Here is a 19,914-nt window from a genome sequence, read left to right on the forward strand (position 1 = left end):
CATAGTGCCCCTTTCCATAGTTACACTTTATGATCCTTATATAACTGAAGCTAAATTCACTAGCTCCCTTACTTCTATTGTACCCACTCCACATTCGCACCAAGCGCACGCAGATGATCAAAGTATTGTGGATACGACTTAGCGACATGGTGAGCATCCTTGATCAAAAGTGGTTTTCGCGCTCGTAAACCTACTACGGACAACGCCATAATTACACGGTGGTCGTAATGCGCGTTAATGGTCACACCACCTTCAACGCCTTCAGGCATGCCGTGAACGATAATTTCATCGCGGCGTTCCTCAACATTGGCTCCAGCACGAGTCAATTCTGCCAAGTAATCAGTTATACGGTCACATTCCTTATACCGAAGGTTCTCAACATTATAGAATCGTGAAGTGCCTTCAGCAAATACTGCAGCAGCTACCATAGCCAGCACTGCATCGGTGGCAGCATCTCCGTCGAATTCAACAGCTTTTAGAACGCCGTTCCCTTGTACGTGAACTGTTCCCTCTTTATGAGTAAGTGGTACTTCCATCATTCGCAACACATCAACAATGGCTCTTTCTCCCTGCTTACTCTGTTCCACAAGTCGATGTACCTTAACATCTGATTTGGTAACAGCAGCAGCCGCAAGAATAGCCGCAGAGCCAGGATAGTCACCTTGAACAGTATATGTCTTTGCCGCATAGGCTTGACGACCTGGTACTTTAAAGGTCATATAATCATCCGCCGCATGAACCACAATTCCAGCCTGCTCCAATACTTCTAGCGTCTGACCTACGACAACCTTTGATTTCAAATCATCAAGGACAATAATTTCACTATCTTCTTCAAGCAATGGTGTCAAGAATAGTAGAGCGCTTAGGAACTGGGAGCTGACAGCACCTGAAACTGTAATTCTCCCCCCAACAGGTTTGCCACCGCGGATCGTGATCGGCAGCTTACCTTCATTATGCTCTACCTTCACACCAAGCTGTTCTAGAGACACGATCAGATCGTCATGTGGACGTTTGCCCAAAGAGTCAGGATACGTATTTACGAATGTGACCTCAGGGCTTAAAGCAGCTACAGCCATTAGAAAACGTAATACGGCTCCAGCATTCCCCACATTAAGTTCCTTAACATCCTTAGGTTTACGTCCAAAGCCCTGAATCACAATCTTCTCATCATCTTCTGTGAGTACAGCTCCCAAATCTGCAATACAACGACGGATGGCATCGCTATCTTCACTATGTGCCGGATGATAGATCGTACTTACGCCTTCTGACAATGCAGCAACCAGCAAATAACGAGTGGTATAGTTTTTGGAAGAGAGGGCCCCAAATTCTCCTTGCAGGGATGGCGTTGGCCTAACAATAACGTCCATAATATAAACTCTCCTTAGTAGATATAGTTGTATATAGTGCTTGTTTGACAGGGTATTCTATGCTTGTGTTATCATTAAACCATTCTTCTGATGAAAAGAGGTCACAACCATGCATAATGTTCCACAAATCACACCGCAAGAATTGCGGCAGTGTCTAGAGACAGGGGAAGACCTTGTACTCATCGACGTTCGTGAAGACGAAGAGGTTGCCTTCGGGATGATTCCCGGTGCACAGCATATCCCCATGGGAGAAATTCCACACCGCACTGAGGATATTCCAAGTGATGCCAAAGTGATCTTCATCTGCCGTTCCGGCGCTCGAAGCCAGCGTGTCTGCGAATATTTACAGCAGTTTGGCATTCATGCTACAAATTTAAACGGCGGTATGATTGAATGGAATGAAACACTCTCTTAAAAGCTCAGCCGCGGTAATGCATTAAAATATGTTGCGACACTTCTGCCGCTGTCAGTCCCGTTGTATCGACCGTGTAATGCGCGAACAGGTAAGCTTCATGGCGGTCTTCCATGATACGTCTAACCCGTTCTTCTGCATTGCCGGCGAGCAGCGGACGATTCTGATCTCCGCTAACGCGGGCAATAATCTCTTCTTCTGTTGCCGTTAGCGCAACCACATGCCCTTTACTCAGCATTAAATCTGTATTCCCCGGCGCCAATACCGCGCCACCACCCGTAGATATTAATTTATTCTCAGATTCTAGCATACGCTTTAGTACTGCTGTTTCCACGCTTCGAAAGTAATGCTCTCCATCTTCCGTGAAAATTTCTGCAATGCTTCGGCCTTCAGTTTCAACAATGACATGATCCAAATCAACCAGCTCATAGCCCAGTTCCTCGGCCAAAATAGCACCTACCGTTGACTTTCCCGTTGCCATCATCCCTACTAAAATAATGTTCTTATTTCTTTGCTCTTCGTTCAACTTTTTAAATTCTTCAGTATCCCCAGCCATGTCTATCCTCCAACCGCGATATTTGTCATATCATAACACAGGGTCAAAACATTAGACAATCTGCTTCACATAGTAAATACACATCAAAATTTCAACAAAAAAGGCCCGAAAGCCTCCCCATTTCTGGTGAAGCAATTCGGGCCACTTTTCTAACCTATAAGAAAGTATAAGTTTCACGTTATACATTATCCTTATATTTCTCGCATAAACACTTACCCGTCTTTTAGGGACGCGGAAGGCGTTTTTGCTTATTACGTAACGAACTAAATTATTCAGCTGACATCCAGTTGTGGTGGAAGACGCCTTCTTTGTCTACACGTTTGAATGTGTGTGCGCCGAAGTAATCGCGTTGTGCTTGAAGCAGGTTCGCAGGCAGTCTTTCAGTACGATAGCTATCATAGTAAGCCAATGCGCTGGAGAATCCAGGTACTGGAACACCCATCGTTACAGCTGAAGCGATAACTTTACGCCATGCGGACTGGTAATTGTCCATAACATCCTTGAAGAAAGGATCAAGCAACAGGTTCTTAAGATCTGCATTGTTCTCGTAAGCATCCGTGATGTTTTGTAGGAAACGGGAACGGATAATGCAACCGCCGCGCCAAATTTTAGCCAACTCACCATATTTCAGATCCCAGCCGTATTCGTCAGAAGCTACGCGAAGTTGAGCAAAGCCTTGAGCATAGGATACGATTTTACTTGCGAACAATGCTTTACGCACGTTCTCGATGAATTCAGCTTTGTCACCATCAAATGGTGTAGCTTCTGGTCCGTTAAGCACTTTGCTTGCTTCTACGCGCTCATCCTTCATTGCGGACAGGAAGCGTGAGAATACGGATTCGGTAATCATGGACAAAGGTACACCAAGATCCAGTGAGCTTTGGCTTGTCCATTTACCAGTTCCCTTTTGTCCAGCGGAATCAAGGATCACGTCAACCATTGGTTTACCAGTTTCTTCATCATACTGAGCAAAAATGTCTGTAGTAATTTCGATCAGATAGCTGTCGAGCTCACCGCTATTCCACTCTTTGAAAATGTTGTGAAGTTCTTTTGCATCCAGACCCAGAACGTCTTTCAACAACTGGTAAGCTTCACAGATTAATTGCATATCACCATATTCGATACCGTTGTGCACCATTTTAACATAGTGTCCCGCACCGTCTGGTCCGATATATGTACAGCAAGGCTCACCGTCAACTTTAGCTGAGATTGCCGTTAGGATTGGTTCTACTAGCTTATATGCGCTTTCTTGACCGCCAGGCATAATGGAAGGACCTTTTAGTGCTCCTTCTTCTCCGCCAGAAACGCCAGTTCCGACAAAGCGGAAACCTTTTTCTTCCAGATATTTACTGCGACGAACCGTATCAGGGAAATAAGCATTTCCTCCGTCGATGATAATGTCGCCTTGATCAAGATGCGGCAACAGTTGCTCGATGGTAGCATCAGTAGCTTTACCAGCTTGAACCATGATCAGAATTTTGCGCGGTGCTTCAAGCGAAGCTACAAATTCCTCTACAGAAAATGTGCCTACGAGGTTCTTACCTTCCGCTTCAGCTAGAAGATCATGTGTCTTCTCCGGTGAGCGGTTAAACACGGATACGGAAAAACCTTTGCTTTCGATATTTAGAGCCAAATTCTTGCCCATTACCGCCAAGCCAATAACGCCGATTTGTTGTTTTGCCATCTGGTCCTCCACCCTTTGCACCCTATATTTTTGGGAAATCCATTTCTCGCAGTATAAGAATACCACCCTTTATCAGAGACAGCAAAGCCTGCCCTGCGAATAAAGATCAAATTCATCAACAAAACCATTGCCAATATGAAAATGATCACAATGACTATTTTAACGTTTTTAGTGCCAGAAGTGAACCCCTGTCTGCAAGTTCTCAAACAAATCTAAGGCACCCCGAAATTCGGGGTGCCCCTAAACAGCTTATTTCAGCACCTTGTTTACCATTCTAACATATACAATTCCTTCGTCAAAAAGGTAAGCTGAGCTCGGCATTTCTCCGCACGAATCATATCCTCTGCCTTAAGTGCATCATTTAATCGATCCAGCTGCTCATCCACTTCAATCCTACGCTGGCGAATTCGTTCCTCTCCTTCAACAGAATAATAGAGCTTGGTCAGCTCCTCATCTGTGAGCATAGGACCCTTCTGGTATAAGACTCGCTGCTGATAACCCGAGATTTCGACAAGACGGATCACTTCGCCGAACAAAATATTTTCAATAATAATCTGACGGTCCCGGAAGCGCTTTACTATGGCATGGCCCCGCATGTCCCCAATTAACTTCTCCATCCATTCTGACAAGCGAGCATCACGAATCATATAGTCTCCCACGAGTTTATAGCCATCTTTGATCCTTTGAAACCGTAATTTCACCAGTTTACGACCCGTACGGACCGAAATTACAAAGACCTGTTCGTTCTCGCTCCAATATAGGGAATAACCTTTTTGAATCAAATCCTTGATCAGGTCCTGGATATGCTGTCTGTCGAAACGTAACTCCAGGTTACAATACTCCACCTCGTCGTTTTTGTTCACGGCACTCCCCCCTAACTGCTTCACATCTGCAAAGCCAACACAATTGTTCAATTCCCGAGTATTTATGGCTGCCGGACCTCTTCAAGTAGTAGTTACTAATGCGTTCGTCTTAGTCTTATTTTATACTTCAGTTTATGTAGCGGTAACTTGGTTTATTGACTATTTTTACCCGCAACAGACTTTCTCCAAACGCTGATTGAATTTTTTATTTCTTTTAGTCCTTTTTGAGCCGAATCCTTCCTAAAAAAAAGCCGCTGACAATCTAATTCTCAGATTGTCAGCGGCTTTTCACATCTAAGGTCAACTAGGTTTAAATTTCAGCTTCGTTCTGTGTACAATTAGTAAATGCAACCCAAAGAGCATCAACATTACAATTGCACTCATCAGAAACGGTACACCGTGACCTACATGGTCCCATAGTCTACCTGATATCACCGGCCCTGCCACCATCCCTGAGCCTTGCAAGGTCAAGAATAGCCCCCACACAGTCCCTCGTTCCCCCTTAGGCACTTGCTTAGCCAGAAAGGCATTCCATGCCGGGAGAATAAGCGCGTAGCTTATACCGACCAATGCCACCGCGATAAAAGCAAGCGGGAGCCAGCGCACCTGTGAGAACAGGGCAAGGGAAAAGGCGGCGAGCAAAAAGCCAATGTTCAGAAACACAGTTGTTCCGATTCGGTCCACCAGCTTGCCTGCTGGAATTAGAGCAAGCACCGTAATTCCCCCACCTGCAATCAGAAGTAGACTAAACTGATTTGGACTAACATGAAGCTCCGTACGTGCAAACAAGGTAACTACAGGCGTCATCAAACCAATGGCAAAAGCCTGAAGAAATAAGGCTGGATATAGTAGACGACTGACTTTAAGCGTCGTTCTGACCTGATATAGTGTTCTTTTTATACTTTCTAATGGACTGATTTTTTTACGCTCAATAGCTCCGCCGAGCCCCTGCATGTCCCTTACAACTGCATGAGTTCCACTTGTCGAGATTCTCTTAGGTAGAAATAGGGCAACCACAACTACAACAGCAGCACACCCTAGCAGGACCAAAAAGGCTACACGATAGCTTTGTCCCCCCTGATCCATCAAAAAATTCACTACGATCGGACCGATTCCCGTTCCTGCGAGCGATGCCATCTCTACAGCACCCATAGCTGCACCACTGCTGCCGCTTTTAGTAGATCCCGCCAATTCCGTTATTCCGGTCATCACACAAGGCCAAAGCGGGGATGTCCCGATCCCAAGAATAAGACAGGCAATCGAAAGCGTAACTGCTGTTTTGGCATATATTATCATACCAACAGCTACTAGGATCAACAACAAGGCACTTGTCATGGTCCAGCGAAATCCTATGCGCTCCATAACCCAGCCAGAAGGACTGCGGAATAGATTATCCCCCAAATACTGGAGCGCAAAGGCAAAGCCTACTACCGTAACAGATAGACCCAAAATATTCTCCATATATACGGGTAACAGAGCGACAAGTAGCGACCCTTTAACAAACTCAACTAAAAAAATAATTACCCACATCTCCATGATAAATGGCGACGTCAAACTGATATGTGTACGTTGTGCAGCTTTTGTGGACATTCTATCACATCCAAATCCTAGTATTCTGTAGATTGTTTTGTTATACTGATGCTTGCCTTAAATTTTAATATTCGCGAAAGGTTGTGACAGCATTAAATGAATCAACACCGTACTCCCCTCTTCACAGCTTTAAAAAAGCATGCCGCCGGCAATCCCGTTCAATTTCATATTCCGGGGCATAAGAAGGGGCTAGGAACCGATGCCGAATTCCGTGAGTTTATCGGCGATAACGCTCTATCCATCGATCTAATCAACATCGCACCGCTTGATGATCTACATCAGCCAACTGGAGTAATTCAGGAAGCTCAGAAGCTGGCTGCGAAGGCTTTCGGCGCCGACTATACGTATTTTAGCGTACAGGGCACGAGCAATGCCATCATGACGATGATCCTCTCTGTCTGCTCACCGGGTGATAAAATAATTGTGCCGCGTAACATTCATAAATCTGTGATGTCGGCCATTATCTTCTCCGGAGCCAAGCCTGTGTTTGTCTCGCCTGTTCAGGATGAGAATCTCGGGATAGATCACGGCATAACGACCAGTTCGCTGGAACGAGCGTTAAGGCGTCATCCAGACGCCAAAGGAGTTCTAGTAATCAATCCCACGTACTTCGGTGTATGCGCCGACCTGCGTTCGATTGTCGACCTGGCTCACCGTTACGGTGTACCCGTATTGGTGGACGAGGCACATGGAGTACTGATTCATTTTCATGAGGATCTGCCGGTATCGGCCATGCAGGCCGGAGCGGACATAGCTGCCACTAGTGTGCATAAACTTGGCGGCTCCATGACGCAAAGCTCGGTACTGAATCTTAATGCTAAGACGGGTCTGATTAACCCGCAACGGGTACAGACCATTATGAGCATGCTGACTACAACATCTACCTCATATATTTTATTAGCGTCTTTGGATACATCAAGACGTAATCTCGCGCTGAACGGTCATGAAATGGCGGAAAGAACCATCAGACTGTCCAACTACGCACGCGAAACGATCAATAAGATCGAAGGCCTGTACAGCTTTGGAAAAGAGATCCTTGGGACAGAAGCAACATTTGATCATGACCCAACCAAGCTCAACATTCATGTGCGCCATTTAGGGATCACAGGATACGAAACCGAAAACTGGCTGCGCGAGAAATACAACATCGAAGTAGAACTAAGTGACATGTATAATATTCTTTGCCTTATTACCCCAGGTGATACCCAAGAATCAGTAGATAAATTATTAGCTGCACTTCGGGTGTTGTCCGCCATTCATTATAGCAAGGGTGAAATCTACGAACTTAAGGTTCAGGTTCCAGAAATTCCACAGCTTGCTTTGATTCCAAGGGACGCTTTTTATGCGGATACGCAGTTAGTTCCATTCCGTGAATCTGCTGGCTACATTATTGCAGAGTTTATATATGTATACCCGCCTGGAATACCTATTCTTCTCCCTGGCGAAGTTATCACTCAGGATAACATCGATTATATTATCGACCATGTGGAGATTGGACTTCCGGTTAAGGGTCCTGAAGACCGCAGCATCACTAACATAAAAGTGATTGTAGAAGCCGATCCTATTTCCTAAGACCCATCATTTCCCTAAAAAAAATCATTTATTTATACAAAAACCCGATACCATAATAAGTATCGGGTTTCTGTATATAAACATCAACTGTCATATACACAATAGAACAGCTTAATTTAGTCGCTAAAATCTATTCTTGCTGAGCAAGCAGATTGTTGTAAGCTTCTTCAACAGCTTTCCATTCTTCTTCATCTTCGATATTGTACAATACCATTTCTTCGTCTTCTTCTTCCATACGAAGAATAATGCCATCCGCTTCAGGATTTTCCTTTTCTAACAGCAGCGCGTATAGTTTCTCACCGATGTCGAAAGTTTCAACCAATACCATTTCAACATCTTCGCCCTGCTCGTTCGTCAAGGTCAGCACAAACTCCTCGTGCTCATGGTCGTGATCATGCCCGCAACCGCATGCTTCACCATGCTCATGTTTGTGATCGCTCATTGTAATACCTCACTTTGAATTGTATTATCCTACATCTGGTATACTACCACGTTAGTTTAGTTCAGGTCAATTTAGAACCCTTAATTAAGAGCTGTAATTACCTTTTCTGACACAAGAACGTAATCCGCATTTTTGGAAGCTTTCATATAGAAGCCTACCCGATATTTGCCGGTTTCTTTAAAATCATAAGTAAACTCCGAGGTCGGAAACCAGAAATTATCCTTCTGCGAGCCTTCAAGCTCCTGCGACTGAATATCCTTAACATTACCAGAAGGGTCCGTTATGGCTACTTTCACAGCTGAAACCTCTTCTGTTAAGCTATCTACTTGGGTTAATATCTTAATCTTAAGCTTGCCTACGTTTACGTTACCAAAGACCGTATTATCTTTAAAAAGAACAATATGAACATTAGGCTTAAGAATCGTCACTTTTCCAGATCCGTCCCAATTCACTACCCCGCCCGCTTCTCTAGCGGGAATATATGTTTTTCCATCAATCAAATAACCGCCGTCTACAATTTCCGTCCCGTTGTTCCATACCCTGATTTTCTTACTCACAGAATCGGCGAACAATAAGGAGCCACCCATCAAGGAAAAAGCAAACACACATAAAGTGACTTTTTTCCATCTATTCATTTGAAACCCTCCAAATAATTCATGCTATTAATGTATACTTACTTTGTCTCAGCAAGTTGCGCTAATTGTAGGTAAATATTTCATTCATCTCCCTTAAAATGATATTATGTACTTGTTCAAAGTTGATATATTAGCTAACAGCGATTTCAGGAGGGTACTTTCTTATGAGTCTGAGCCTACAAATGCTAGGAACTGGCAATGCTTTTGCAAAAAACTATTTTAACAATAATGGCCTGCTACTAGCTGATGATTATACCCTACTGATTGATTGCGGGATTACAGCTCCGCTTGCCATGCATGCCATCGGGAAATCCTTCCGTGACGTAAACGCTACTCTAATTACGCATATTCATGCGGACCATGTTGGAGGTCTGGAAGAGCTAGCACTTACGCTAAAGCACGTATACGGGAAAACTATGAGATTACATTTACCTGAGACGCTTGTTGAGCCACTTTGGACCAACACCTTAAAGGGTGGATTATATCAAAAAGATGCAGTAGCCTCCCTGACCGATATCTTCGAGGTTACACCTATGAAACCCGGAATTACGTACAAGCTCGCTCCTTCTCTTTCGCTCGAAATCATACATACGCCGCATATTCCTGGCAAAGATAGCTATTCCCTTCTAATAAATAACGAGATTTTCTATAGCGCGGATATGACTTTTCAGCCGGAGCTACTTATAAGCCTTGTCCGTGAGCGCGGCGTCCGAATGATTCTGCATGACTGTCAGCTTGGCGGATCAGGGGTTGTTCACACCACGCTGGAGGAGTTAATGTCTTTACCTGAAGATGTTCGGCATATCATCAAGCTCATGCATTACAGCGATGAACAACCTCAATTCGTCGGGCTTACTGGAGGGATGGAGTTTATTGAGCAGCATGTAATTTATAAACTCTGATTATGATTAAAAAAAAGACCGTACATTGACGTCCGATGACGTATGTACGGTCTTTATCTTTAGAACTATGAGAAACTCGGAAGATTGTCCAAATTGTTGGTTGGGTCCCCATCCGCGTCGCCGCGAATATAAGTTCCTCCGTCTTTACCTTTAAAAGCATTCACTCCGGCAATATTTCCGGCTTGTACTTCTTGAAGCGCTTGGTCATACGCCAGGACACGTCCTGTAGAGGTCTGGAAACTGGTTAAATCTCCGTCTCCATTTTTCTGTACAGCTACGAAACTTTCGCGTTCGTTATTTGGCACTTCAGCTCGCCCCTTGCACTTGGATTTGCCATCATATGGCACATCCTAGCTTGCTTCATAGAACGGTAAATTATGTGCACTATTTTTAAAGAGTTTTCTGCATCCGTACATGTAAAATACCTGCGTCATAAAAAGGTTCCGTAGAAATCACTTCATATCCCAGCTTCTTGTAGAAATTCTCAGCTTGGCACTGTGCATCAAGAATCGAAGCATCCAGTCCAAGTTCCCGAGCAAGCTCTTCCATCGCAAGCAACAGAACACGTCCGTATCCTTTGACTCGATAATCTTTCAGTACGGCGATACGCTGCATTTTGGCTGTACCTGCTTTGTAATAAATCAATCTTCCCGTAGCCACAGGTACACCTTCATCTATAATTAGAATATGGTGCACATTCGGACCGATAACATCGTATTCATCAATTTCTTCCTCAGCCGGTACCATTTGTTCCTCTACAAATACTTTGGTACGAATATCCAGCCCCATCTGAAGCTGTTCCTCTGTAGTTACCCGTAAGATTTCTGCCGCCATGTTAGTCCCAAACTCCTCTCTCTCTATGTATCCAACGATAGTTGTCTATTATATAAAAATTCGACTAGAAAGAAAAGCCTGAGCATGAGAAATCGTCTTCTACGCTGCACTAATCTGCAGAATATACTTCTTCAGGAATCGAACGATTGTATGTGTCTTGCATCACTGGTGACAATGGAGGATACTGACCTTTCGGCTTTCCATCCAGGTTAGTCATTTCTTTGATTTCCATGACTTTTGTTGGCTTCGCCTCGGAACATCCTCCCAAAACTATCAGTAACAGCAGACAAACACCGACTCCCCATTTCATAAATTTAGACATGGTTTTACTCCTTTCACCGCTCAACTGCAGTTATTCTCTTTACAGCTTTGACGTTTCAGGAGTTTTATAAACCATTGAATCACTTCATTGCCCGATTCTAACCCTTATAGATTCACATTTCCAACGGCATGGACCATGTACATCATTCCTGCCAGAAAGCCAGCTAATACAAAATAAGCGATGCCGTATTTCCAGCGTGAGCTAGCCGGCACATCGTAATACTTATCGTTCTCGTATATCGAATAGCTGATATCACAATTCATCTTTAGATGAAGCCTATTCTCTAAGGTCACAGGCTCTAGCTGCGAGATACGTACCTTTTCAATGATGCATTGCTGCGGAAGCGTAGCTCTACCAATGTAGTTCAGTTGATCCCATCTCACCCCTACATACTGCTGTCTTTCCAAATCACTGTAAGTAGTAAAAGGTAAATCTCTTCTATGCTCTGGTCCTGGAATCATGTAGCCTGCATCTCTAAGTGGCTCTACTGGAATTAAGAAACTCTTCGTTACAGAATAAAGGCGATTGTTAGTGCGTCTCTTGACATATTTGTTATACAGATCGTATGCAAATAATGCCCAAATAATAAAGAACAAGATCGAACGCATATAGATGATGATGGCTAAACCACCCACGAGCCCCACAAGCCACAGCCAGCGCGTCACCGCGGTTGCAATACGGCCACCGTCAAGCGGATGAATCGGCAGCAGATTGATCAGATTAAGTAAAAAACCTATGTAAGCCAAGGAATAGAGAAGTGGACTATCCATGTAATAAGCCGCCCCAAAAACGGCTGTAGCCCCAATGGTTCCTAAGATCGGACCTCCAAAAGCAATATAAGCTTCTGTCTGGGCATCCAACGGCTGTTTCTTCATTGTAATTAAAGCTCCCAAAAACGGTATAAATAGCGGAGCGCTGACTGGAAGCCCGATCCGTTTCGCTGCTATTACATGTCCTAATTCATGGACTAGCAAGAGCAGGACAAAGCCCACGGCAAACCCCCACGGGTAAATCAAAGCATAAGCCCCTATTGAAATCATCATTGATATTAACGGCCCGGCAATTTTACCTATTTTCAGAAGAGACAAAATCGCCTTTCCTTTAAACAGGAGCATCGCCGCCCCGCCTCCCAACCATTTCCATGGCGTGGAAGAATTCTTTTTCTGCTCATTTTGCGGCAAGATCTCAAGCCCCTTTATCTTTCAATTTTTATCTAACTTCTGTACATTACCATCCATTTTATCATAAGCGCTGCAGGAGTATTTCCATAAAAAAGCACTTGGCTAAGTATACGACGCAACTTTAAAGATGGAATGGGACAAGTATGGCCAACGCGCCCGGTTCAAAATTAGGGGGTGAGGAAGATGCTTGCACTTCAAAGTTTTTCCTCCTCGATTTTAATGATCACCTTCTAGGCAAACGCCGTGAACATTGTAGGCTAAGGGCCATAGACTGTTATCAGGATTTAAACAATTGAGGAGGTTCTCCATGGAATCAAATACAAATTTTCATCAACAGGTCTGTTGGAATTGTATGAACAAATACGTTGGTGTTACAATGACTGACGGTCAATCATTTGACGGCTTTATTGCTCATGTAGATCAAAATTATGTTACCCTTGCGGTTCCAAGCAATGAAATGGTTGAACACATGAACGGAATGCCTACAAAAGAATCGGCGTACAGACAATTTGGCTTCCGCCCAGGTTTTTACCCAAGACGTCGCTTCTATCCACGACGCATTCCTTTTTACGGCATAAGCGATTTGTTTTTACTTCCGTTCTTTATCTGAGATAGTGCAAAGGGGATGTTAGAGTCATCCTCTTTTTTTATTTTTTTAAAGACTATGTAAACTATCCTCCCTATAGATTGTAAAAAAAGAATTGCCATCCTACTCTATCGTATGGTATTATGAAATTCGTCGCAGGACGGTAGCTCAGCGGGAGAGCACTATCTTGACAGGGTAGGGGTCATGGGTTCGAACCCCATCCGTCCTATAGAAAAAAGCCTTGAATTTCAAGGCTTTTTGTTTTTATTCACTTATATTCTATTAAAAACCCCTGTGATACGAATTTGATACGAATCGCGATTTACTTTTCGTATCAGTTCATCTGATCCTCTGGGAAAATATCGCTTCTACCCTCCAACCAATCTCCAAATTCCGCTTTAATGATATATAATTCCCTTCCTGCTTTTGCAGCATAAAAAGGTGTATCTCTTAAGAATTCGTACAGCTTGGCTTGACTCATTTTCATTATCTTTAAGTGTTCGGGCGGAGTGTCATAGGTAAGCTGTCCCAATTAAGATTTTGTTTCTCGGTTATTTCTTGCAAATATCCTTGCCCTCCTTATTGAGTTCTTTTTCTTATACGAGTTTCAGCTCTAAAGCCAACTTGTAAAATGCTCTCCACCTAAATTTTAGTATAAGTAGGTGCGTTTAGTAACCGCATCGCACATCTCCATATCCTTTTGTCAGTCCCTTTGTGTCATTGGGCTTCCTCCCCCTCAAACCAGGTGAAATTGTCTCCGATCTGTTCCCAAACTCAATCTATATAAACCTCTTGGATGTCTTTTTCTGTAGCTTCATCGTTAAACTCTTGAACTTCCGTGTATCTACTCTGTTCGCCCCAACCTCTGTTGTTTACGAAAGTTATTTTCCTCATTTCTTATATCCTTCTTGTGGAAGAGGAGGACTATTCCCCTCTCTGTCCCTGTATCTTCGGTAACTTACTTCAAATAGATCAAGTTGCATATCAATCAACATCCTCTTTTCTTTGCTCCTTCACGATCTGTGTCTTACTGGTTCATATCTTCGTGCAGTGCAACAATTAATATGACTTTCGATGAAGATGCTTCTTTATGCTAACTGGCAGTATAGTTTAACTTAAAATAAACTTTCCGTTCCCCGCAGTTAACTTAAGATGTAATCTGAAAGCACCTTTTTTGAAAGTGATACTCATCAAGAAACGTATTTATAAAGGAGTGGCTTAATGCAAGTTATTAAATCTATAATAGAGTGTCCAGAGCGTTATATAGAGTTTGCTGAATATGTTAAAGAAAAATGGCCAAATGTAAAGAAGGTAGTCCTCCCTAAAATTGACGAAAGTTTATCGGCTAAAGATGGTTTGCCATTTACATTTCTGCTATTGAAAAACGACAAAATAATTGGATTTTATCAATTGATTGTGCAGGAGTATATAATTCGTAAAGATTTATCGCCATGGATTGCACCTTTGTTCATTGACGAGAATGAGCGAGGGCAAGGTTTAGGTTCAGTATTGTTGGAGCATGCCAGAAAAATGGTGGGGCAATTAGGATATACGAAGGTTTATATAACGACCGACCATATTCGTTATTATGAGAAATATGGATTTAGAGAAGTCGGTTTAGATAATTTCGAATGGGGACGACCCACCAAAATTTATGAGCACGACACTATAAAGTAATTTATCGCAACATGGTTTGTTTTGGACTTAACTAACGAGGAACGTTAGTTAAGTCCTGTCACTTCTGGTGCGCTACATGCGTCTGCTTTGTCATAACCTTTATGTGAGAAGGGATACGCCTACTCCCTTAATGATCTGTACCTTCGTACTGTGCATCATCTAGCGGGCAGGATAACGTGGAAACATAATTCTCATACTTAAATTGCATGTTATAGTAATCTAGTGTTCGATTTAGAACTGTTCTCTTTCTAGCGTGTATAATATGTTTTCTCGTTAAGAATGGATGAATGTTAATAATACATATGGAGGGAATTAAGTTTGAGTACTCACTACTATTTCAGTTGGTTTAATAATTTTTTTCCAGAGAAGCTGGTCCATTATTTGCAAGAGGATATACAAGACAGAAAATCGCTTGTTATGATTAGCGCTGATCCGTCTGGTTATACAGGTGAGCAAATTAACTTTGGTGATGTTTCTGAATGGACATGGTTGAATCAGGCTAATATTATTTTTGAAGAATATCATTTCATTGATTACCGCATGCAGAAGGAAGATGCCCGGCGATTAATTCAAAACGCTTCTGTCATTTTTTTATGCGGTGGGTATCCTGTTTTGCAGAACGATTTTTTGGCGGATTATGAATTATCGGATGTTATTAAGAACAGCAATGCCGTTATAATGGGTGCCAGCGCCGGTGCGTTAAACATGGCTGCAAAATGGTTAAGCTTGAATAACCCTGATGAAGCTGAAACAAGTACTATTTATGATGGTATTGGCTTTGATTATTTTGCCTATGAATCTCATTCTCAACGTGACTACGCCACGTTTGTTCAAGGCTATCTGTTCCCCTTATCTGAAGAGATTGATGTTTACGCGGCAGAACAGGAGAGCGCTATACGTGTAAAGGACGGCAAAATAGAAATAATGGGTCCTTTATATTTAATTTCCCGCTCAAAGATTCAGAAATTGGTTGAGACGCTCTAATTAGGATTGTCGGGCAGAAATGATGAATTTTTTAGACCGCCTTCAATGGCGGTCTTTCTATTTCCGGCAGATGCTAGTTGCTCATTTTATTGAACTAACGGGACAAGATAGTTCAATTAACCACTCAGTCGTAATTCTACTTGGTACACCAAGCATCAGGGTTGCATGATAGCTGAAGATAAGTCCAAGAAGAGGAATTTAGAAACATCGTAAGAGTTCGCGGAAAAACCCAAATGAAGTCTTTTTTATACATTGGAAAGAACTCCGATATTATTTTGAACGCATCAATAGATATAGGAAGTAAGGCACACTCAGCATTGTTACAATAATCCCTGCTGGAATATCCGACTTAAAGCTGACCGTCCGAGCAATCGTATCCGCTACAAGCAGCAATAGCGCACCAATAAGTGCTGAAGCTGGCAGAAGTACTTTGTAGTCGTGACCTACCAGCTTGCGAGCCACATGCGGACTAATCAATCCAATAAAGAAGATCGAGCCCCCGAGCGCTACACAACCAGAAGCAATGCCTACAGCCGCAATCGCCAGACGCAAAAATTTCTTCTTTACAGCGACTCCTAAGCCTATCGAAATTTCATTTCCTAACACCAAGACGTTCAATGTCCTGAAATTGGAAATAATATATGCGAATAGCAGCAATACCCAAGGTGCTAATAAGCTGATATAAGACCACTTGTCCCCCCATAAATATCCTGCTTGCCAACGCTGCGCAAAATCATACTTCTGGTCATCCAGCTTTAAAGTCAGGAATAACGACAGAGCACTTAACCCCATATTAATCGCAACACCAGTCAAGACAAGTCGTGTAGAAGAAATCAAACGACGTTTTCTATAGGCTAGAACATATATCAGAGCTGCTGCCAGCAAACCACCCAAGAATGCCATAGCTGGTAGTAATAATGTTATAGCGGTGCCTTGAATACCTACTGTTGAGATAATCAGCAACACCATAAGACCTGAACCTGAGCTAATACCAAGCATGCCGGGATCAGCCAAATCATTGCGCAGCAAAGCCTGCATAACAGCACCTGCCAGTGCCATCCCAAATCCAACAAGTATCGCTAATACGATCCGAGGAAGACGAAACTTATAAACAACGAGATTATGCTCTTCTGGACCTTGTCCAAGCAATACTTGAAATACTTCAAGTGGATTAAGAGACACCTTTCCCATATTAAGACTAAGAATAGCTCCTGCAATGAGCAGTATTATGAGAGATAGAATCCATATTGTAGCCTTATGCGATTTAACAACATTCATTTGAAGGCTCTCCTCTCTTTGCTCGCAATTAACAAGAAGAAAGGAACACCAATCATTGCAAAAATAATGCCGAGTGCTGTCTCTGCCGGACGATTAATCAGCCTTCCTGCGATATCCGCTACAACCATAAGTGCGCCGCCGTAAATGGCTGATGCCGGAATAATATAACGATAATCTACACCTACAAAAAAACGCATGATATGCGGTATAATCAACCCTACAAAGCCGATTGGCCCAACAAGTGCAACAGCTACACCCGCTAGTAAAAGGACCGCAAGCGTAGCTATCATCTTAACGAGAACGATCCGTTGCCCGAATCCTTTCGCGATCTCTTCCCCCAAGTTTAAAACAGTGATAGAGCGTGCAATGAATAATGATAAAGCCAGCCCACCTAAGAACCAAGGAATAACTAGCTTAATTTCCATCCATGTTGCTCCAGCCACACTTCCCGAGGTCCAATAAGCAAGGGCACGACCAATTCCATAGTTTAATGAGATAAATGATCCCACAGCTCCAAATAGCATTGTAATGGATATTCCAGCTAACACCAATCGTTGAGGTGTCATTCCTGAACGATTCATTGAAGCAGCAAGATACGTTAATCCTGCACCAAGTCCTGCGCCAATAAAGCTAACTAGCAAGGTTGTCGTCTGCAATTGCCCTGGAAGGAAAACTAATGTAACGGCCATTGCAAGAGCAGCTCCAGCATTTACTCCCATTAATCCCGAATCGGCTAAGGGATTTCGCGTATAGCCTTGCATAACTGCTCCTGCTACCGCGAGACACATGCCCGCAATAATATCAGCCGCCGTACGTGGAATACGAAGGGCATGGATAATCTGATGCTCGGTCAGTTCAGGATCAAAATTAAAAATCGCTGCCCATGCCATCTTCAGGCTCATGGAAGCAGAGCCAAAAGAGATAGAAGCCGCTACTGAAAGTAGCAGCAGCAATATCCCTAGGAGTAAAAACAGACCGAAATACGATTTCCCTCTTAAATTAGGAATAACAGCTGTTCTATCATCTAGCTTTCTATTTTTTTTCATACGCTGATACTAGCTTCTCAACTACAAAATCTAGCTGCTTATCAAGAGAGTAGATATCTGAATAATATGAAAAATCAAACCCAATTTCGATCAATCTACCTTCTTTGATTGCTGGAATGCTGTTCCAAATGGGGTTGTCCGACAAATCATCAGCCCCATCCCATACAGAACGGAACACGAAGTCTCCTATATACTCAGGTAACACTTCTAAGGAAACAAACCCTCCAGTAGCCTTCTCCCTGCCATCAATCTTCTTCTGAAGAATCTCTGGTGCTTTTAGTCCTAAGTATTCGTAAATAATCTGAGAACCTCTTCCGTAAAGCTTGCTATCGATTACCGCCATCTCTTTTTTGCCGCCCTCGATAATGGTTACTGTCTTATCTAAAATTCCAAGTTCATCAAGCTTCTGCTTACTTTTCTCCAACTTCTCGTGGAAATTATCTAATAAAGCTTGTGCCTCCTGCTCCTTGCCAAATACCTCACCAATCTTCATTATACGTTCGTCTGTCGCCATTTTTTCATAAGGAATTGGAATGGTCGGTGCAATATCCTTAAGGATTTCGTAAGTTTCTTCAGAAGCAGCTATGATCAAGTCCGGCTTTACTGCCATAATAGCCTCTGGATTAGGTTCATACCATGAACCAAGATCTTCAATACCCCCCAGCTCTTCTGCAAAGGCCGCTCCTTCAAAGACACTCGAAGTACCTACTGGCTTAATGCCGAGGGCAACAAGATCCCCTTGAAGGTATAACACGACAACTCTCTCTGGATTAGCTGGAACGACAATATCTCCCTTTACCGTAGAGATAGTTCTTGTCTGAGCCTCTTTATTGTTATTGTCAGTTGCAATTGAATTATTAGCTGATGATGATGTAACTTCAGAAGCTTTGGATCCCTTAGAATTCGTGGCATTAGAACCAACGTTTGCAGATCCGCATGCACTTAAAAGCAAGGTAAAGCTAAGCAGCATCGCTACAATAAAACTTGATGTCTTTGTTATTCGCATAGGTGAAGACCCTCCGGTTATTTTATTATGATAACAGTAGTGATAATGATTATCATATTCAACAACATTATATCGGGAGGATATGTTCTCGCCAATGGAGAATCTGGCGGTGGTAAATGGACGATTCTCCGATAAGCTCACCTGCCTGCTTTCCTTGCGGAATCGGATGGGAGATTGACCATTGTATTTACTAAACATACGACTGAAATAATACACATCGCTATATCCAACTTCTTCTGCAATATCGCGAAGTGGAGCATCGGTACATCGTAATAGCTCTTCTGCATGTTCAAGCCGGTATCGTATCAAATATTCGATCAAGCTGAACCCCGTCTCTCCTTTAAAACGCGTTGATAAATGACGAGGGCTATAATTAAATTGCTCCGCTATAGATTCTAGTGATAAATTGTGACGATAATGCACCTCAATATAACGGACAACCTGCCCAATAACATCCGGTTGCCTGAGGTTAATTCCATCCTTTGTAAACTGCTTTAATAATTCATGTATAAACTGATAGAACAAGCCTTTAACTTGAATTCTTTCCAATAAGCTTCCTTGTGCCCAGAGTTGTTCCATTGCCATTAGTTGATAGTGCAGTGGCAATGGCTCCAAAGACTCGAAGCCATACTGCATCCGAAATGGGTTGCTTCGTTCCAAAAGTCTTGCTAAATCCTTTCTTCCTGGTAAGGAGGCTCTATAGAATAATAAATAGTATTCAAAAATCTTCCCTGCCTCTATGCTTAGTCTCATACCCTTGCCACCATGCACAATAAAATGACGGTCTGCTTCGTAATCTATACCGTTGAGATTCAAGCTGGCCGCACCCCGCACACAGTAGATAAATCCACATGCAGGTAATATATAGCCTTGCAGCTTGTCCCCAGGCTCCATCACAGCATGTCGAATATCCAGCACTTTAACGGCTGCATAATTCCATGCGGCAATATGATCTTCCAACTTCATCTTGCATTCAC

21 protein-coding genes and 1 tRNA gene are annotated in these 19,914 nt (G+C 42.9%); 7 read left to right on the plus strand and 15 right to left on the minus strand.

Going from position 1 to position 19,914, the window contains the following annotated elements; all coding sequences use genetic code 11:
- Positions 1–74: 74 nt before the first annotated feature.
- Positions 75–1,367 (minus strand): 3-phosphoshikimate 1-carboxyvinyltransferase, encoded by a 1,293-nt coding sequence (aroA, locus tag M2444_RS28410; RefSeq protein WP_280788670.1) that lies wholly within the window; start codon positions 1,365–1,367, stop codon positions 75–77.
- Positions 1,368–1,476: 109 nt separating this feature from the next.
- Between aroA and M2444_RS28415 the strand changes: the two genes are divergently transcribed.
- The gene (locus tag M2444_RS28415; protein WP_094868505.1) at positions 1,477–1,782 is read left to right on the plus strand and encodes a rhodanese-like domain-containing protein; all 306 of its coding nucleotides are present in this window, start codon (positions 1,477–1,479) and stop codon (positions 1,780–1,782) included.
- Positions 1,783–1,786: 4 nt separating this feature from the next.
- Here M2444_RS28415 and M2444_RS28420 read toward each other — a convergent pair whose 3' ends face one another.
- The 4 genes from M2444_RS28420 to M2444_RS28435 form a co-directional block, all read right to left on the minus strand.
- Positions 1,787–2,335 carry a shikimate kinase gene (locus tag M2444_RS28420; RefSeq protein WP_280788671.1) on the minus strand — a complete coding sequence of 183 codons (549 nt, stop codon included), beginning with the start codon at positions 2,333–2,335 and terminating at the stop codon, positions 1,787–1,789.
- Between the two features lie 268 nt (positions 2,336–2,603).
- Entirely contained in the window at positions 2,604–4,019 is a 1,416-nt protein-coding gene (gene gndA, locus M2444_RS28425; protein ID WP_094871406.1) for an NADP-dependent phosphogluconate dehydrogenase, read from the minus strand.
- 266 nt (positions 4,020–4,285) lie between these two features.
- Entirely contained in the window at positions 4,286–4,882 is a 597-nt protein-coding gene (locus M2444_RS28430; protein WP_042187304.1) for a hypothetical protein, read from the minus strand.
- A 300-nt stretch (positions 4,883–5,182) separates the two neighbouring features.
- Positions 5,183–6,472: an MFS transporter gene (locus M2444_RS28435; RefSeq protein ID WP_280788672.1), complete on the minus strand. Its 1,290-nt coding sequence runs from the start codon at positions 6,470–6,472 to the stop codon at positions 5,183–5,185.
- Between the two features lie 96 nt (positions 6,473–6,568).
- Here M2444_RS28435 and M2444_RS28440 point away from each other — a divergent pair, with 96 nt between their 5' ends.
- Positions 6,569–8,044, plus strand: coding sequence for an aminotransferase class I/II-fold pyridoxal phosphate-dependent enzyme (locus M2444_RS28440; RefSeq protein WP_094871400.1), 1,476 nt, complete (start codon positions 6,569–6,571; stop codon positions 8,042–8,044).
- A 130-nt stretch (positions 8,045–8,174) separates the two neighbouring features.
- On the opposite strand, the gene M2444_RS28445 is transcribed toward M2444_RS28440, so the two are convergent.
- Together M2444_RS28445 and M2444_RS28450 are read right to left on the minus strand one after the other, a co-directional pair.
- Entirely contained in the window at positions 8,175–8,486 is a 312-nt protein-coding gene (locus tag M2444_RS28445; RefSeq protein WP_042187300.1) for a DUF1292 domain-containing protein, read from the minus strand.
- Between the two features lie 80 nt (positions 8,487–8,566).
- Positions 8,567–9,121 carry a copper amine oxidase gene (locus M2444_RS28450; protein WP_042187298.1) on the minus strand — a complete coding sequence of 185 codons (555 nt, stop codon included), beginning with the start codon at positions 9,119–9,121 and terminating at the stop codon, positions 8,567–8,569.
- A 164-nt stretch (positions 9,122–9,285) separates the two neighbouring features.
- Between M2444_RS28450 and M2444_RS28455 the strand changes: the two genes are divergently transcribed.
- Positions 9,286–10,023 (plus strand): MBL fold metallo-hydrolase, encoded by a 738-nt coding sequence (locus M2444_RS28455; RefSeq protein ID WP_280788673.1) that lies wholly within the window; start codon positions 9,286–9,288, stop codon positions 10,021–10,023.
- A gap of 65 nt (positions 10,024–10,088) precedes the next feature.
- Here the strand turns inward: M2444_RS28455 and M2444_RS28460 are convergent, their stop codons facing one another.
- From M2444_RS28460 to M2444_RS28475, 4 genes are all read right to left on the minus strand, one after another.
- Positions 10,089–10,328: a DUF3892 domain-containing protein gene (locus M2444_RS28460; RefSeq protein ID WP_042187294.1), complete on the minus strand. Its 240-nt coding sequence runs from the start codon at positions 10,326–10,328 to the stop codon at positions 10,089–10,091.
- 85 nt (positions 10,329–10,413) lie between these two features.
- On the minus strand, positions 10,414–10,857 hold the full coding sequence (locus M2444_RS28465) for a GNAT family N-acetyltransferase (protein ID WP_094871397.1): 444 nt from the start codon (positions 10,855–10,857) through the stop codon (positions 10,414–10,416).
- A 109-nt stretch (positions 10,858–10,966) separates the two neighbouring features.
- Positions 10,967–11,179: a hypothetical protein gene (locus M2444_RS28470; protein WP_280788674.1), complete on the minus strand. Its 213-nt coding sequence runs from the start codon at positions 11,177–11,179 to the stop codon at positions 10,967–10,969.
- Positions 11,180–11,283: 104 nt separating this feature from the next.
- Positions 11,284–12,360, minus strand: coding sequence for a site-2 protease family protein (locus M2444_RS28475; RefSeq protein WP_280788675.1), 1,077 nt, complete (start codon positions 12,358–12,360; stop codon positions 11,284–11,286).
- Between the two features lie 307 nt (positions 12,361–12,667).
- On the opposite strand from M2444_RS28475, the gene M2444_RS28480 reads away from it, so the two are divergent.
- Both M2444_RS28480 and M2444_RS28485 read left to right on the plus strand, forming a co-directional pair.
- Positions 12,668–12,970 (plus strand): phosphatidylinositol kinase, encoded by a 303-nt coding sequence (locus M2444_RS28480; RefSeq protein WP_094871392.1) that lies wholly within the window; start codon positions 12,668–12,670, stop codon positions 12,968–12,970.
- Between the two features lie 133 nt (positions 12,971–13,103).
- Positions 13,104–13,175: transfer RNA gene (locus M2444_RS28485), tRNA-Val, on the plus strand.
- Between the two features lie 105 nt (positions 13,176–13,280).
- Here the strand turns inward: M2444_RS28485 and M2444_RS28490 are convergent.
- On the minus strand, positions 13,281–13,427 hold the full coding sequence (locus tag M2444_RS28490; RefSeq protein WP_179283755.1) for a hypothetical protein: 147 nt from the start codon (positions 13,425–13,427) through the stop codon (positions 13,281–13,283).
- 740 nt (positions 13,428–14,167) lie between these two features.
- Here M2444_RS28490 and M2444_RS28495 point away from each other — a divergent pair.
- Entirely contained in the window at positions 14,168–14,623 is a 456-nt protein-coding gene (locus M2444_RS28495) for a GNAT family N-acetyltransferase (RefSeq protein ID WP_094878153.1), read from the plus strand.
- Positions 14,624–14,941: 318 nt separating this feature from the next.
- Positions 14,942–15,607 carry a type 1 glutamine amidotransferase family protein gene (locus M2444_RS28500; protein WP_280788676.1) on the plus strand — a complete coding sequence of 222 codons (666 nt, stop codon included), beginning with the start codon at positions 14,942–14,944 and terminating at the stop codon, positions 15,605–15,607.
- Positions 15,608–15,877: 270 nt separating this feature from the next.
- Here the strand turns inward: M2444_RS28500 and M2444_RS28505 are convergent, their stop codons facing one another.
- The 3 genes from M2444_RS28505 to M2444_RS28515 are packed head-to-tail and all read right to left on the minus strand — an operon-like array spanning position 15,878 to position 19,903.
- Positions 15,878–16,885 carry a FecCD family ABC transporter permease gene (locus tag M2444_RS28505; protein ID WP_094878155.1) on the minus strand — a complete coding sequence of 336 codons (1,008 nt, stop codon included), beginning with the start codon at positions 16,883–16,885 and terminating at the stop codon, positions 15,878–15,880.
- Positions 16,882–17,931 (minus strand): FecCD family ABC transporter permease, encoded by a 1,050-nt coding sequence (locus M2444_RS28510; protein WP_094878156.1) that lies wholly within the window; start codon positions 17,929–17,931, stop codon positions 16,882–16,884. The genes M2444_RS28505 and M2444_RS28510 overlap by 4 nt, the downstream gene beginning before the upstream one ends.
- Complete coding sequence (locus M2444_RS28515) at positions 17,918–19,903, minus strand: AraC family transcriptional regulator (protein ID WP_094871380.1); 1,986 nt, start codon at positions 19,901–19,903, stop codon at positions 17,918–17,920. Before M2444_RS28515 ends, M2444_RS28510 begins: the two co-directional genes overlap by 14 nt.
- Positions 19,904–19,914 lie beyond the last annotated feature (11 nt).

It is taken from the genome of Paenibacillus sp. PastF-3 (assembly GCF_029893135.1).
GTDB lineage: Bacteria > Bacillota > Bacilli > Paenibacillales > Paenibacillaceae > Paenibacillus_AQ > Paenibacillus_AQ nitricinens.

Excerpts from the sequence above, each read along its gene's own strand:
- aroA (WP_280788670.1), bottom strand. The coding sequence starts at position 1,367 with ATGGACGTTATTGTTAGGCCAACGCCATCCCTGCAAGGAGAATTTGGG.
- M2444_RS28415 (WP_094868505.1), top strand. The coding sequence starts at position 1,477 with ATGCATAATGTTCCACAAATCACACCGCAAGAATTGCGGCAGTGTCTA.
- M2444_RS28420 (WP_280788671.1), bottom strand. The coding sequence starts at position 2,335 with ATGGCTGGGGATACTGAAGAATTTAAAAAGTTGAACGAAGAGCAAAGA.
- gndA (WP_094871406.1), bottom strand. The coding sequence starts at position 4,019 with ATGGCAAAACAACAAATCGGCGTTATTGGCTTGGCGGTAATGGGCAAG.
- M2444_RS28435 (WP_280788672.1), bottom strand. The coding sequence starts at position 6,472 with ATGTCCACAAAAGCTGCACAACGTACACATATCAGTTTGACGTCGCCA.
- M2444_RS28440 (WP_094871400.1), top strand. The coding sequence starts at position 6,569 with ATGAATCAACACCGTACTCCCCTCTTCACAGCTTTAAAAAAGCATGCC.
- M2444_RS28445 (WP_042187300.1), bottom strand. The coding sequence starts at position 8,486 with ATGAGCGATCACAAACATGAGCATGGTGAAGCATGCGGTTGCGGGCAT.
- M2444_RS28450 (WP_042187298.1), bottom strand. The coding sequence starts at position 9,121 with ATGAATAGATGGAAAAAAGTCACTTTATGTGTGTTTGCTTTTTCCTTG.
- M2444_RS28455 (WP_280788673.1), top strand. The coding sequence starts at position 9,286 with ATGAGTCTGAGCCTACAAATGCTAGGAACTGGCAATGCTTTTGCAAAA.
- M2444_RS28465 (WP_094871397.1), bottom strand. The coding sequence starts at position 10,857 with ATGGCGGCAGAAATCTTACGGGTAACTACAGAGGAACAGCTTCAGATG.
- M2444_RS28470 (WP_280788674.1), bottom strand. The coding sequence starts at position 11,179 with ATGTCTAAATTTATGAAATGGGGAGTCGGTGTTTGTCTGCTGTTACTG.
- M2444_RS28480 (WP_094871392.1), top strand. The coding sequence starts at position 12,668 with ATGGAATCAAATACAAATTTTCATCAACAGGTCTGTTGGAATTGTATG.
- M2444_RS28490 (WP_179283755.1), bottom strand. The coding sequence starts at position 13,427 with ATGAGTCAAGCCAAGCTGTACGAATTCTTAAGAGATACACCTTTTTAT.
- M2444_RS28495 (WP_094878153.1), top strand. The coding sequence starts at position 14,168 with ATGCAAGTTATTAAATCTATAATAGAGTGTCCAGAGCGTTATATAGAG.
- M2444_RS28505 (WP_094878155.1), bottom strand. The coding sequence starts at position 16,885 with ATGAATGTTGTTAAATCGCATAAGGCTACAATATGGATTCTATCTCTC.
- M2444_RS28510 (WP_094878156.1), bottom strand. The coding sequence starts at position 17,931 with ATGAAAAAAAATAGAAAGCTAGATGATAGAACAGCTGTTATTCCTAAT.
- M2444_RS28515 (WP_094871380.1), bottom strand. The coding sequence starts at position 19,903 with ATGAAGTTGGAAGATCATATTGCCGCATGGAATTATGCAGCCGTTAAA.